This is a genomic window from Pseudomonas sp. WS 5410 (assembly GCF_012985645.1).
Taxonomy (GTDB): domain Bacteria; phylum Pseudomonadota; class Gammaproteobacteria; order Pseudomonadales; family Pseudomonadaceae; genus Aquipseudomonas; species Aquipseudomonas shahriarae.
Genome location: NZ_JAAQWS010000005.1, coordinates 132,267 through 145,519, shown reverse-complemented (window position 1 = coordinate 145,519; position 13,253 = coordinate 132,267). Strand labels below are relative to the sequence as shown.

At 60.6% G+C, this 13,253-nt stretch carries 11 protein-coding genes and 1 pseudogene; 5 read left to right on the top strand and 7 right to left on the bottom strand.

The genetic code is table 11. The features are described 5' to 3' along the window. Positions 1-491: 491 nt before the first annotated feature. The gene (locus tag HBO24_RS09745; RefSeq protein ID WP_057960355.1) at positions 492-1,226 is read right to left on the bottom strand and encodes a phosphoadenylyl-sulfate reductase; all 735 of its coding nucleotides are present in this window, start codon (positions 1,224-1,226) and stop codon (positions 492-494) included. A 153-nt stretch (positions 1,227-1,379) separates the two neighbouring features. Here HBO24_RS09745 and thrH point away from each other — a divergent pair, with 153 nt between their 5' ends. Beyond that, positions 1,380-1,997, top strand: a complete 618-nt coding sequence (gene thrH, locus HBO24_RS09740) for a bifunctional phosphoserine phosphatase/homoserine phosphotransferase ThrH (RefSeq protein WP_057439541.1) — start codon at positions 1,380-1,382, stop codon at positions 1,995-1,997. Positions 1,998-2,128: 131 nt separating this feature from the next. On the opposite strand, the gene HBO24_RS09735 is transcribed toward thrH, so the two are convergent. The 6 genes and pseudogenes from HBO24_RS09735 to HBO24_RS09710 all read right to left on the bottom strand — a co-directional run bounded on the left by HBO24_RS09735 (position 2,129) and on the right by HBO24_RS09710 (position 7,413). Next, positions 2,129-2,347 (bottom strand): hypothetical protein, encoded by a 219-nt coding sequence (locus tag HBO24_RS09735; protein ID WP_115128727.1) that lies wholly within the window; start codon positions 2,345-2,347, stop codon positions 2,129-2,131. Next, positions 2,347-2,647: pseudogene (locus HBO24_RS09730) on the bottom strand (type II toxin-antitoxin system HigB family toxin). The gene HBO24_RS09735 and the pseudogene HBO24_RS09730 overlap by 1 nt, the downstream one beginning before the upstream one ends. Before the next feature lie 251 nt (positions 2,648-2,898). Further along, complete coding sequence (gene pabB, locus HBO24_RS09725; protein WP_170059608.1) at positions 2,899-4,242, bottom strand: aminodeoxychorismate synthase component I; 1,344 nt, start codon at positions 4,240-4,242, stop codon at positions 2,899-2,901. A gap of 110 nt (positions 4,243-4,352) precedes the next feature. Then, positions 4,353-5,339, bottom strand: a complete 987-nt coding sequence (locus HBO24_RS09720) for an alpha-L-glutamate ligase-like protein (protein ID WP_057960353.1) — start codon at positions 5,337-5,339, stop codon at positions 4,353-4,355. Next, positions 5,339-6,871: an inactive transglutaminase family protein gene (locus HBO24_RS09715; RefSeq protein ID WP_038442341.1), complete on the bottom strand. Its 1,533-nt coding sequence runs from the start codon at positions 6,869-6,871 to the stop codon at positions 5,339-5,341. Before HBO24_RS09715 ends, HBO24_RS09720 begins: the two co-directional genes overlap by 1 nt. 5 nt (positions 6,872-6,876) lie before the next feature. Continuing rightward, on the bottom strand, positions 6,877-7,413 hold the full coding sequence (locus HBO24_RS09710) for an ATP-dependent zinc protease (protein WP_057960351.1): 537 nt from the start codon (positions 7,411-7,413) through the stop codon (positions 6,877-6,879). Positions 7,414-7,686: 273 nt separating this feature from the next. Between HBO24_RS09710 and HBO24_RS09705 the strand changes: the two genes are divergently transcribed. The 4 genes from HBO24_RS09705 (at position 7,687) to acnD (ending at position 13,253) form a co-directional block, all read left to right on the top strand. Then, positions 7,687-8,397 carry a GntR family transcriptional regulator gene (locus tag HBO24_RS09705; protein ID WP_057439536.1) on the top strand — a complete coding sequence of 237 codons (711 nt, stop codon included), beginning with the start codon at positions 7,687-7,689 and terminating at the stop codon, positions 8,395-8,397. Then, on the top strand, positions 8,394-9,287 hold the full coding sequence (gene prpB / locus HBO24_RS09700) for a methylisocitrate lyase (protein WP_029298299.1): 894 nt from the start codon (positions 8,394-8,396) through the stop codon (positions 9,285-9,287). The genes HBO24_RS09705 and prpB overlap by 4 nt, the downstream gene beginning before the upstream one ends. Positions 9,288-9,328: 41 nt before the next feature. Next, positions 9,329-10,456: a 2-methylcitrate synthase gene (gene prpC / locus HBO24_RS09695; RefSeq protein ID WP_170059607.1), complete on the top strand. Its 1,128-nt coding sequence runs from the start codon at positions 9,329-9,331 to the stop codon at positions 10,454-10,456. A 202-nt stretch (positions 10,457-10,658) separates the two neighbouring features. Then, complete coding sequence (gene acnD, locus HBO24_RS09690; protein WP_057960350.1) at positions 10,659-13,253, top strand: Fe/S-dependent 2-methylisocitrate dehydratase AcnD; 2,595 nt, start codon at positions 10,659-10,661, stop codon at positions 13,251-13,253.

Genomic DNA, 13,253 nt, shown 5'->3' with positions numbered 1-13,253 from the left:
CTCCTGGCATCTGCAGCGAGCGCGAGGGTTAGGCGCGGCTAGCGTGCGGACACGAAGTGTATGTGGGTTGTTGTTTAAGTTGTATACAAAAACTCCAACTCCATAAGCCACTTGTGTGCCAGGTTTATATCTAACAAAACTGTCGCTAATTTCGTTTTTATAGATCGATTGAGTAACCGGCTGAATTTGAAGAAATATAAATTGACCGATTGAACAGGAATTTATTTTTTGGCGGGGATATGGGAATCAAGAATGTAGGAAGTTAGCCGAAATGGGGTGTAACGTTTCGGTGCGTAATGATTAAAGTGCACACAAAAATGGCACTGTTGGTTACGTTTGTGTGTACAAGTTTAATGGTCGCTGGAAACAAATGTGGGAGCTGGCTGGCCTGTGATGGCATCACCCCGGTATTCAATTACACCGAGGTGATGCCATTGCAAGCCAGCCAGCTCCCACACGCGCTTGTTACGAGATTTTTCGCAGGTCAGGCTTCAGGCCTTGCTGATGATATTTCCCGCGTGCAGCCCACATTCCTTCTGGGTTGCTTCTTCCCACCACCAGCGGCCTTCACGCTCGTGCTGGTTTGGCAATACCGGCCGGGTGCAGGGTTCGCAGCCGATGCTGATAAAGCCGCGCTCATGCAGGCTGTTGTACGGCAACTCGAGCATGCGGATATAACCCCAGATCTCTTCACTGGTCATTTGCGCCAGCGGGTTGAACTTGTAGAGGGTGCGCTCGGGGGTGGAGAAGGCGCTATCGACTTCCAGGGCCGCCACCTGGCTACGGGTGCCGGGGCTCTGGTCGCGGCGCTGGCCGGTGGCCCAGGCACGTACGCCGGAGAGTTTGCGGCGCAGCGGTTCGATCTTGCGCACGCCGCAGCATTCGCCATGGCCGTCCTTGTAGAAGCTGAACAGGCCCTTTTCCTTGACGAAGGGTTCCAGCTTGCTCTGGTCCGGCGAGATCAATTCGATATCGATCTTGTAGAAGTCCCGTACCTGCTCGATAAACCGGTAGGTCTCCGGGTGCAGGCGGCCGGTGTCGAGGCTGAAGACCTTGACGTTTTTGTTCAGCTTCCAGGCCATATCCACCAGCACCACATCCTCGGCACCGCTGAAGGAAATCCACAGGTCATCGCCGAACTGGCTGAACGCCAGCTTGAGGATGTCCTGGGCGGACTTGTTGGCATAGGTCGCGGCGAGTTCAGCGACGTCGAAGGCTTGGTTCATCAGGACGGTTCCTACAGGTCAGTGGCGCTGAGCGCTCTATAGGAGTGGGATGTTAACAAAATCCGCTCTGCGTTGCGGTGGCCAGCGCGAATCGCTAGAGTTCGGCAGTCCTTTTGCTCGCTCAACTGAAAAAAATCCAAATGGGAGTGTCTTGTGGAAATTGCCTGTCTCGACCTGGAAGGGGTGCTGGTTCCGGAAATCTGGATCGCCTTCGCTGAAAAAACCGGTATTGAATCCTTGCGGGCCACCACCCGGGACATTCCCGACTACGACGTCCTGATGAAGCAACGCCTGCGCATTCTCGACGAGCACGGCTTGAAGCTGTCGGACATCCAGGAAGTGATTGCCACCCTCAAACCGCTGGAAGGTGCGATCGAGTTCGTCGACTGGCTGCGCGAGCGCTTCCAGGTGGTGATCCTGTCGGACACCTTCTATGAATTTTCCCAGCCGTTGATGCGTCAACTGGGCTTCCCGACCCTGCTTTGCCACCGTTTGATCACCGATGAAAATGACCGGGTGGTGAGCTATCAACTGCGCCAGAAAGACCCTAAGCGTCAGTCGGTGCTGGCCTTCAAGACCCTGTACTACCGGGTAATTGCTGCAGGCGATTCCTACAACGACACCACCATGTTGGGTGAGGCGGATCGTGGGATTCTGTTCCATGCACCGGAAAATGTGATTCGCGAGTTCCCGCAATTCCCGGCGGTGCATACTTTTGAGGACTTGAAGAAAGAGTTCATCAAGGCGTCGAACCGTTCGTTGAGCCTGTAAGTTATTGAGCGAGGCTGGTTGCCTCATCGCGAGCAAGCCCACTCCCACATTCGACCGCGTTTATCCTTTGGGAGCACGGTCGAATGAGGGAGCGGGCTTGTTTGCGATGAGGCCCTCGAAAACGCCAAAGATCAAACTCCCGCAAGCAACTGCTCATAAGGAATGCGCAAACCCTCGTGCAGGCGCTTGATCATGGCCAGGCTCAATTTGCGTTTGTGGTTCAGCACTTCCGACACGCGTCCGCTGGAGCCGATAAAGGGTTCCAGGTCACGGGCCGTCAGGCCCAGTTGGTCCACGCGCGCCAGCGCAGCGGCCAGGTCTTCGGGGGTACGAATAGGTTTGATGTTCATCACACAGTCTCCGCGTTGATCTGGTCGTACTGGGCGTGGGTGCCTACAAATTGTATGAAACCCAGTTGCCGCGGGTAGTCGATCGCCATGATCACTCGATATTTATTGCCACCGATGTTGAACACCACCCTTGCACCTTTGAGGATACTCGCGGTGCGAAGCTCCGCCTTCAGGTCTTGCGGCGTGTAAAAGGTGGACTTCTCCCTATGGCGATACCCTTCAACCAGGGGTGTTTGGGAGTCGGTGTAAGCCGGATGATTCCCAGAACTCCCTTAAGGCGGCTCTTGCGATTAGTCGCATAAATCAAGCCTTCCAATTTGGGAGAAATTAGGTGTCGCTTCCTGGATTTGTAACTCTTCACAGGGAGCGCGATGTGTAGGAAAAGGGCTTTGTTTTAACGGTGCAAACGATAAAGCGACAGAAGCAATAAGCAGTCGACCCATGTGATCCCTCACAGACGGCCAGGTGGAATGCCAGAGTCAGACGCTATCCCTGCGCCCTGATACTGTCCACGGTGGTTCTGATTCAGGCTCTTTCCCTGGGAGGTTGGCTTACAGCCCTTCCAGTGTTTCCAGCAACACCCGCACCTTGGTCATCGACTCCTGGTACTCCGCCTGCCACTCGGAATCGGCGACGATCCCGCCGCCGCCCCAGCAACAGACCTGGCCATCCTTGACCAGCAGGCTGCGAATGGCGATGGAGCTGTCCATCTCGCCACGCACGTCCAGGTACAACAATGAACCGCAGTACAAGCTGCGTCGGGTCGGTTCCAGTTCGTCGATGATCTGCATCGCACGGATCTTCGGGGCGCCGGTGATCGAGCCGCCGGGGAAGCTGCCGGCGATCAGGTCCAGGGCGTCTTTGTCGTCGGCCAGTTCGCCGGTGACACTGCTGACCAGGTGATGCACGTTGGGGTAGCTTTCCAGGCTGAACAGCTCCGGGACCTTGACCGAGCCGGTGCGGCAGGTGCGGCCCAGGTCATTGCGCAGCAGATCGACGATCATCAGGTTCTCTGCACGATCCTTGGGGCTCGCCAGGAGTTCGGCGGCGTTGGCCGCATCCTCTTGCGGAGTCAGCCCGCGGGGGCGGGTGCCCTTGATCGGACGGGTTTCCACCTGGCGCTGGTTGACCCGCACGAAACGCTCCGGTGACAGGCTGACTACCGCGCCATCATCCGGCAGGCTCTGAAAGCCCGAGAACGGCGTCGGGCAGGCGGCGCGCAAGGCGCAGTAGGCGACCCATGGATCGCCGTTGCAGGCCGCGCGAAAGCGTTGGGCGAAGTTGACCTGGTAGCAGTCGCCGGCCTGGATGTAATCCTGGATCCGCGCCAGGGCCTGTTCATAGGCTGCGGCGCTCAGGTCTGGAGTCATCCGGGTATGCAGCTTGAAGCTGGCCGGGGTGTCGGCGGCCGGTTGGCTGAACAGGGCCAGCAGGCGCAGGCGTTCGCTTTCCGGAAGTTTGGGGTGGAACACCAATTGGCTGGTGCGCGCCTGATGGTCGCTGACCAACGCCCAGGCGTACAGGCCAAAGCGGGCATCGGGCAGGCCGATATCGTCGATAGCCTGATGCGGCAGTTGCTCCAGGTGGCGGCCAAAATCGTAGCTCAGGTAGCCGATCAAGCCGCCGGCGAACGGCAGTTCATAGGGCGCGGGCAGGCTGGCCTTACCCAGCATCGTCAGATTTTCCCGCAGCCGTTGTAAGAAATCGCTACCGCTTTCGTCCGGCCATACCGCCAGGGTTGCTTCCGGCCAGGCGCTGAGCAAGTCATAGCGACCACGCTCGGCTGCCGGTCGGCCGCTGTCCAGCAGCACGGCGCCGGGTGCATGGCGGATCGCCGCAAAATACTCGGCGGGGTTTGCCCGATAGGGCAGGGGATGTACAGAGCAGGTCGACATGCGGGGTGAATCAGCCATGGGGCGGGGAGGGGATTGTAGTCCCCTGTAGGATTTGCTCCTAGAGGGGATGTCGGGGATGGTTGGATAGAGGGCGCAGCCGCGGGGCGCTGTCAGCCTTCTACGGGTGGAATATGCCCAAACATTTCCTGGGCAAACTTCACCCGTTCTTCCGCCGTTTCTGTCACGCCCGCCGCCTTCAGCTCTTCCAGTCGAGCTTCTACGGCATGGGTACGCAAGGTCAGGCCGCAATCGTTGGCAATCTGGATATTCAACCCGGGGCGCGCATTGAGTTCGAGGATCAGCGGGCCTTTTTCCTGGTCCAGCACCATGTCTACACCGATGTAACCCAGCCCGCACAGCTCGTAGCAGCCGGCGGCGAGTTTCATGAACCCGTCCCAGTTGGGCAGTTGCACACCGTCCACCGCGTTGGTGGTGTCGGGGTGCTTGGTAATGATGTTGTTCAGCCAGGTGCCACGCAGGGTCAGGCCGGTGGCCAGGTCCACGCCCACGCCAATCGCGCCCTGGTGCAGGTTGGCCTTGCCGCCGGACTGACGGGTCGGCAAGCGCAGCATGGCCATCACCGGGTAGCCCATCAACACGATGATGCGGATATCCGGCACGCCTTCGTAGCTGATGCTCTTGAAGATCTGGTCGGGCACCACCCGGTATTCGATCAATGCGCGGTCACGGTGACCGCCCAGGGAATACAGGCCGGTGAGGATGCTGGAAATCTGGTGCTCGATTTCCTCGTGGCTGATGATCTTGCCGGACACCGTGCGATAGCGTCCTTCAAAACGGTCGGCGATCACCAGGATGCCGTCGCCGCCGGCGCCCTGGGCCGGCTTGATCACGAAGTCGCTACGGCCACCGATGATTTCGTCGAGCTTGTCGATTTCTTTCTCGGTGGAAATGATCCCGTACATCTCCGGCACATGGATGCCGGCCTGGATCGCCCGTTCCTTGGTGATGATTTTGTCATCGACAATCGGATACAGGCTGCGCTTGTTGTACTTGAGCACGTAGTCGGCATTACGCCGGTTGATGCCCATGATGCCCCGCGCTTCCAGGGCCTTCCAGGTCTTCCAGAACCCGAACATTACGAATCAGCCTTGAGGAAGGCTTTGAAACGCACCAGCTCGGTCAGGCGGTAGCCACGGTAGCGACCCATGGCCAGCATGAAGCCCACCAGGATCAACAGGATCGCCGGGAAGGTGAACACGAAGTAGATCAACTCCGGCACGCTCATGATCAGGTGGGCCAGGGAGGCAGCGAACAGGGTGCCAATCGCGACTTTCATCGCATGGCCGCCGCCGCGCTCTTCCCAGGTAATGGACAGGCGTTCGATGGTCATGGTCAGGATCACCATCGGGAACAGCGCCACCGACAGGCCGCGCTCCAGGCCCAGCTTGTGGCTGAACAGGCTGATGGCCGCAATCAACACCACGACAAAGGTCAGTACCACCGAGAGCCTCGGCAGCATCTGCAGCTTCAAATGCTCTAGGTACGACCGCAGGGACAGCCCCAGCGCCGTAATCACCGTAAACAGCACGATGCCAAAGCCCAACTGGGTCTCGCGGAACGCCAGGGCGATCAGCACCGGGGTGAAGGTACCCAGGGTCTGCAGGCCGATCAGGTTACGCAGGATCAGGATCACCAGCACGCCAATCGGGATCATCACCATGATCATGAAGGTCTGCTGGGTTTGCAGCGGCAGGCCGTAGAGCGAGTATTCGAGGAAGTTGGCGTCGGTGTTCTCGTCCGTCAGCTTGGCCAGGCGGATCGCGTTCATCTCGCTGTTGTTCAGGCTGAAGGTCACGGCGGCTTTCTTGCCGCCGTCGACGGTGATCAGGTTTTCATCGCCGGTCCACCACAGCAGGCGGTCGGAGGGCAGGCCCTGTTCGCCGGTTTCCGGGTTGAAGTACAGCCAGTCGTTGCCATTGAAGCTGCGCAGCCACAGTTCCGGGGTTTGCGGTTGGTCGGCTACCAGGCGGATGGTGTGGACCTTTTCCACCGGCACGTGGGCGATGGACAGCAGCAACTCGACGATCTTGGCCTTGTGCGGCGTCGACGGATCGCCCGCCAGCAGTAGCTTGACGTTGTCGTCGTTGAGGTTGTTGGTGCGCTTGATGGCTTCGCTGATAAAGGTCTCGACATCGGCCGAGTGCTGGCGGATCGGTGCCAGCAGGGCCTCGGCGGCGATTTTTTCCGGGCCTTCCACGGCGATGCTGTCGCGGAAGGTCGGGCCCTTGACCTTGACCTTTTCGCCGCTGTAGCGCTTGGTCAGCACCAGGCGGTAGTAGAGGGTCTGGTTGCCCTTGGCGCGCCGGGCCGACCAGGTGACCTTGCGGTTGCCGTCGATGCGGTTGACGCTCACCCCATAGTTGTTGGAGATGAAGCTCTCATTGAGGCTGACGAAGTCGCGGCTCAGGGGCGGCACGAACATCTGGACCTTGACCGGATCCTTGGCGTTGGCCACGAACTCGACCTTGGCGTCGATGTTCCACAGGTCGTCAGTGGCGTCCTCGGTCACCGGGATGCCGAGGACCAGGATCTGATAGGCCGTGACCGAAATGCCCAGTACCACCAGGACGGCGATCAGAATCTTCAGGTGCATAGTAAGAGAGCGCATTGGAATTACTCGGCGGTATGAGCGTCGGCGGCGCAGGCAGGTTTGCCTGCTGCGTATTTAAGACTGGGGTCGACCAGCGCATCAAAGCGTTTCAAGGCTTCGGAGCCGATCAGCAGCGGGTATTGGAAGGCGCTGCGGTCAGTCAAGTTCACTTCGATGCTGCGTAAAGCGGTGCCCATGCAGATATCCAGGGCAATCACCGGACGGGCGGTGTAGTTCTTGTCCTCATCGGGGTCGTAGTCGCCGGCGCGGCGCTTGATCTTGCTGACGCGGGCCAGGGGGCGCTCGATGGGGTGCGAATGGGCGGTGTCGATGGCCAGGTAGAAGCGGACCCAGGACTCACCGTTGCGCTTGAAGCGCTTGATATCCCGGGCACTCAACGACGCAGTCTTGGCGCCGGTGTCGAGCTTGGCGGCGACTTCCAGGTCAATGCCCGCCAGCTTGGCGTATTCATTGAGGCCATAGACGGTCTTCTCGGCAGCGATGCCAAGGCCCGGAAACATCAGTAGGCAAAACAATAGGGGGAAGGGCTTGAGTCTCATAGATCCTGAGGCGGTGCAGTGCGATGTTTGATTCAAGGCGACTGGCATTGCTGCGCAAGCTCCCTCGTGCGCCTTTTCATCCGGGGATGTCAGGCAAATGCGGCGGGCATTCTAACATGAAGGTTTTCTGGCGCCAGCGCTGGCAGCCGGCCATGCCCTTATAGGGTGCAAGGCGGGTTATTAGACGATTGTCGACAATATGCATTTATTCTTTGACTATCAGGGGCTGATTGGCTAGTTTTTGCGACATTGCTTTTAAAGGTGTCGACAATCATGCTGGATCAGCTGGAAATTCCGGTAGTAGGGCAGGACGATTCCCAAACGATGTCTGAGAACGTCTTCCGTCGCATCCAGGCCGCCATCGTCAAGGGCGAGATTGCCCCCGGCAGCAAGATCTCCGAGCCCGAGCTGGCGCGCACCTACGGCATCAGCCGTGGCCCGCTGCGCGAGGCGATCCACCGCCTGGAGGGCCAGCGCCTGCTGGTGCGCGTGCCCCATGTCGGCGCTCGGGTGGTGTCCCTGAGCGAGGCTGAGCTGGTGGAACTCTACGAAATCCGCGAATCCCTCGAAGGCATGGCCTGCCGCCTGGCCGCCGAGCGCATGACCGACGAAGAAATCGAGGAACTGCGCCAAGTCCTGCATACCCACGAGCGCGATGCCGCATTCCAGGCCGGTGTGGGCTACTACCAGCAGGAAGGCGACTTCGACTTTCATTACCGGATCATTCAAGGCGCGCGCAACCGCACCCTGACCCAAATGTTGTGCGGCGAGCTGTATCAACTGGTGCGCATGTACCGCATCCAGTTCTCCGCCACCCCCAATCGTCCACGCCAGGCATTTGCCGAGCATCACCGCATTCTTGACGCGATTGCCGATCGCGACGGTGAACTGGCCGAGTTGTTGATGCGCCGCCATATCGGCGCCTCCAAACGCAATATCGCCCGTCACTTCCCCGACGGCGCCCCCTCGAGAGGTGAGTCATGAGTTCCTATAAAAACAGCACCCCCGGCCAGCGTTTCCGTGATGCGGTCGCCAGCGAACACCCCCTGCAAGTGGTGGGCGCGATCAATGCCAACCACGCGTTGCTGGCCAAGCGCGCCGGTTTCAAGGCCATTTACCTGTCCGGTGGCGGGGTCGCCGCGGGCTCCCTGGGCGTGCCGGACCTGGGCATCACCGGCCTGGATGATGTGCTGACCGATGTGCGCCGTATCACCGATGTCTGCGACCTGCCGCTGCTGGTCGACGTGGACACCGGTTTCGGCTCCTCGGCGTTCAACGTGGCGCGCACCGTCAAGTCGATGATCAAGTTCGGCGCCGCCGCGATCCATATCGAGGACCAGGTGGGGGCCAAGCGTTGCGGCCATCGCCCGAACAAAGAGATCGTGTCCCAGCAGGAAATGGTCGACCGTATCAAGGCCGCCGTGGATGCCCGGACTGATGACAGCTTCGTGATCATGGCGCGCACCGACGCCCTGGCCGTGGAAGGCCTGGAGTCCGCCCTGGAACGTGCTGCCGCGTGCATCGAGGCCGGCGCCGACATGGTGTTCCCGGAAGCCATCACCGAGCTTGAGATGTACAAGCTGTTCGCTTCACGGGTCAAAGCCCCGATCCTGGCCAACATCACGGAATTCGGCGCGACCCCGCTGTACACCACCGAACAGTTGAAATCTGCCGATGTTTCTATCGTGCTGTACCCGCTGTCGGCTTTCCGCGCCATGAACAAGGCCGCCGAGAACGTCTACACCGCGATCCGTCGCGACGGCACCCAACAGAACGTGATCGACACCATGCAAACCCGCATGGAGCTTTACGATCGCATCGACTACCACACCTTCGAGCAGAAGCTCGACGCGCTGTTCGCCGCCAAGAAGTAAGCGCAGCGCCTCCCAGATAACTACAAAATTGGAGAAGAACCATGGCTGAAGCAAAAGTACTGAGTGGCGCCGGCCTGCGTGGCCAGGTGGCCGGGCAGACGGCACTGTCCACCGTGGGCCAGGCCGGTGCCGGCCTGACCTATCGCGGCTACGACGTGCGTGAACTGGCCGCCGACGCGCAGTTTGAAGAAGTCGCCTACCTGCTGTTGTACGGCGAATTGCCGAGCAAGGCCGAGCTGGCGGCCTACAGCGCCAAGCTGAGCAAGCTGCGTGACCTGCCCCAGGCGCTCAAGGAAGTGCTGGAACGCATCCCTGCCGACGCCCACCCGATGGACGTGATGCGCACCGGTTGCTCGTTCCTCGGCAATATCGAACCGGAAAAAGACTTCAGCGTGCAGCGCGATGTCACTGACCGCCTGCTGGCCGCGTTCCCGGCGATCATGTGCTACTGGTACCGCTTCAGCCACGACGGCAAGCGCATCGACTGCGTGACCGACGAGCCGAGCATCGGCGGGCATTTCCTGCACCTGCTGCATGGCAAGAAGCCGAGCGAGCTGCATGAAAAAGTCATGAACGTGTCGCTGATCCTCTACGCCGAGCACGAATTCAACGCCTCGACCTTCACCGCTCGTGTGTGTGCCTCGACCCTGTCCGACCTGTATTCCTGCGTCACCTCCGCCATCGGTTCCCTGCGCGGCCCGCTGCATGGCGGTGCCAACGAAGCGGCGATGGAAATGATCGAGCGTTTCTCCTCGGCCGAAGACGCCGTGAAAGGCACCCTCGGCATGCTGGAACGCAAGGACAAGATCATGGGCTTTGGCCACGCGATCTATAAAGACAACGACCCGCGCAATGAGGTGATCAAGGGCTGGTCGAAAAAACTCGCCGATGAAGTGGGCGACAAGGTGCTGTTCCCGGTCTCCGAAGCCATCGACAAGACCATGTGGGAACAGAAGAAACTGTTCCCCAACGCCGACTTCTACCATGCCTCGGCGTACCACTTCATGGGCATCCCGACCAAGCTGTTCACCCCGATCTTCGTCTGCTCACGCCTGACCGGCTGGGCGGCGCATGTGTTTGAGCAGCGCGCCAACAACCGCATCATCCGTCCAAGCGCCGAGTACATCGGCGTCGAGCAGCGCAAGTTCGTGCCAATCGAACGTCGCTGAGTGGGGAGACCGACAATCCGGAATTGGTAACCGAATCAAAAGCGTGGGAGCGGGCTTGCTCGCGAATACGGGGTAACAGTCACTGAATGTGTTGAATGACACACCACATTCGCGAGCAAGCCCGCTCCCACATTTTGACCTCATTCCAATTCTGGGGCGGCACAGGTCTTCCTTTTGTAACTACCGTGACCGAGTCCTGACGATGAACACTGAATTTCGCAAACCGCTCCCCGGCAGCCGCCTGGATTACTTCGACGCCCGTGCGGCTGTCGAGGCCATCACCCCCGGTGCCTACGCCACGCTGCCTTACACCTCCCGCGTGCTCGCCGAAAACCTGGTGCGTCGCTGCGACCCGGCGACCCTTAACGCTTCCCTGAGCCAATTGATCGAGCGCAAGCGCGACCTCGACTTCCCCTGGTTCCCGGCCCGGGTGGTGTGCCATGACATCCTCGGCCAGACCGCCCTGGTAGACCTCGCCGGCCTGCGTGACGCCATTGCCCTGCAAGGCGGCGACCCAGCCCAGGTCAATCCGGTGGTGCCGACCCAGCTGATCGTCGACCACTCCCTGGCCGTCGAGGCCGGTGGTTTCGACCCGCAGGCCTTCGAGAAAAACCGCGCCATTGAAGACCGCCGCAACGAAGACCGTTTCCACTTTATCGAGTGGACCAAAAAGGCTTTCAAAAACGTCGATGTGATCCCGCCAGGCAACGGCATCATGCACCAGATCAACCTGGAGAAAATGTCCCCGGTGATCCAGGTGCGTGACGGCGTGGCCTTCCCGGATACCTGCGTCGGCACCGACAGCCACACCCCCCACGTCGACGCCCTGGGCGTGATCGCCATCGGCGTTGGCGGCCTGGAAGCCGAGAGCGTGATGCTTGGCCGTGCGTCGTGGATGCGCCTGCCGGAAAGCGTTGGCGTCGAACTGACGGGCAAGCTGCAACCGGGCATCACCGCCACCGACATGGTGCTGGCCCTGACCGAGTTCCTGCGCCAGCAGAAAGTTGTCGGTGCCTGGCTGGAGTTCTTCGGCGAAGGCGCCTCGGCCCTGACCCTGGGCGACCGCGCCACCATCTCCAACATGGCTCCGGAATACGGCGCCACGGCGGCGATGTTCTACATCGACGCGCAGACCATCGCTTACCTCAAACTCACCGGGCGTGAAGACGAACAAGTCGCCCTGGTCGAGCAGTATGCGCGGCATACCGGCCTGTGGGCCGATGACCTCAAGGGCGCGCAATATGAGCGTGGCCTGAGCTTCGACCTGTCCAGCGTCGTGCGCAATATGGCCGGCCCGAGCAACCCGCACGCCCGCGTGGCCACCAGCGACTTGGCGGCCAAGGGCATTTCGGGGCAATGGGATGACGTGCCGGGGCAAATGCCCGACGGCGCGGTGATCATCGCCGCCATCACCAGTTGCACCAATACCAGCAACCCACGCAACGTGATCGCCGCCGGCCTGCTGGCGCGCAATGCCAACAAGCTTGGGTTGGCCCGCAAGCCGTGGGTCAAGTCGTCCCTGGCGCCGGGTTCGAAAACCGTGGCCATGTACCTCGACGAAGCCGGGCTGACCAGCGAGCTGGAGCAGCTGGGTTTTGGCGTCGTGGCCTTCGCTTGCACCACTTGCAACGGCATGTCCGGTGCACTCGATCCGGTGATCCAGCAAGAAATCATCGACCGCGACCTGTACGCCACCGCCGTGCTCTCGGGTAACCGCAACTTCGACGGGCGCATCCACCCGTACGCCAAGCAGGCATTCCTGGCTTCGCCACCGCTGGTGGTGGCCTATGCGATTGCCGGCACCATCCGTTTCGATATCGAAAAAGACGTGCTGGGCCTGGACGCCACCGGCAAGGAAATCCGCCTGCAGGACATCTGGCCGAGCGATGAAGAAATCGACGCAGTGGTCAAGGCCTCGGTCAAGCCGGAGCAGTTCCGCCAGGTCTACATCCCGATGTTTGCGATCCACGAGGACACCGGCCCGAAAGTCACGCCGCTGTACGACTGGCGCCCGCAGAGCACCTACATCCGCCGCCCGCCGTACTGGGAAGGCGCCCTGGCCGGTGCGCGTCCGCTCAAGGGCATGCGCCCGCTGGCGGTGCTGCCGGACAACATCACCACTGACCACCTGTCGCCGTCCAACGCGATCATGCTCGACAGCGCCGCCGGCGAATACCTGGCGAAAATGGGCCTGCCGGAAGTCGACTTCAACTCGTATGCAACGCACCGCGGCGACCACCTGACCGCCCAGCGCGCGACCTTTGCCAACCCCAAGCTGTTCAATGAAATGGTCCAGGAAAACGGCAAGGTCAAGCAGGGTTCCCTGGCGCGCATCGAGCCGGAAGGCAAGGTCACACGGATGTGGGAAGCCATCGAAACCTACATGGAGCGCAAGCAGCCGCTGATCATCATTGCCGGCGCCGACTACGGCCAGGGTTCGTCCCGCGACTGGGCGGCCAAGGGCGTGCGCCTGGCGGGTGTGGAAGCGATTGCCGCCGAAGGCTTCGAACGCATCCACCGCACCAACCTGGTGGGCATGGGCGTGCTGCCCCTGGAATTTTTACCGGGTACCGACCGCAAGACCCTGCAGATTGATGGCAGCGAAACCTATGACGTGATTGGCGAGCGCACCCCGCGTGCGCAGTTGACCCTGGTGATCAACCGCAAGAATGGCGAGCGTGTCGAAGTGCCGGTGACCTGCCGCCTGGACACCGCTGAAGAAGTGTCGATCTACGAGGCGGGCGGCGTGTTGCAGCGTTTTGCCCAGGACTTCCTGGAATCGGCGGCGACCGCCTGA

Bases quoted from the DNA above. Each gene is read 5' to 3' on its own strand.
- HBO24_RS09745 (WP_057960355.1), bottom strand. From the start codon at position 1,226: ATGAACCAAGCCTTCGACGTCGCTGAACTCGCCGCGACCTATGCCAAC.
- HBO24_RS09735 (WP_115128727.1), bottom strand. From the start codon at position 2,347: ATGAACATCAAACCTATTCGTACCCCCGAAGACCTGGCCGCTGCGCTG.
- pabB (WP_170059608.1), bottom strand. From the start codon at position 4,242: ATGTCGACCTGCTCTGTACATCCCCTGCCCTATCGGGCAAACCCCGCC.
- HBO24_RS09720 (WP_057960353.1), bottom strand. From the start codon at position 5,339: ATGTTCGGGTTCTGGAAGACCTGGAAGGCCCTGGAAGCGCGGGGCATC.
- HBO24_RS09715 (WP_038442341.1), bottom strand. From the start codon at position 6,871: ATGCGCTCTCTTACTATGCACCTGAAGATTCTGATCGCCGTCCTGGTG.
- HBO24_RS09710 (WP_057960351.1), bottom strand. From the start codon at position 7,413: ATGAGACTCAAGCCCTTCCCCCTATTGTTTTGCCTACTGATGTTTCCG.
- HBO24_RS09705 (WP_057439536.1), top strand. From the start codon at position 7,687: ATGCTGGATCAGCTGGAAATTCCGGTAGTAGGGCAGGACGATTCCCAA.
- prpB (WP_029298299.1), top strand. From the start codon at position 8,394: ATGAGTTCCTATAAAAACAGCACCCCCGGCCAGCGTTTCCGTGATGCG.
- prpC (WP_170059607.1), top strand. From the start codon at position 9,329: ATGGCTGAAGCAAAAGTACTGAGTGGCGCCGGCCTGCGTGGCCAGGTG.
- acnD (WP_057960350.1), top strand. From the start codon at position 10,659: ATGAACACTGAATTTCGCAAACCGCTCCCCGGCAGCCGCCTGGATTAC.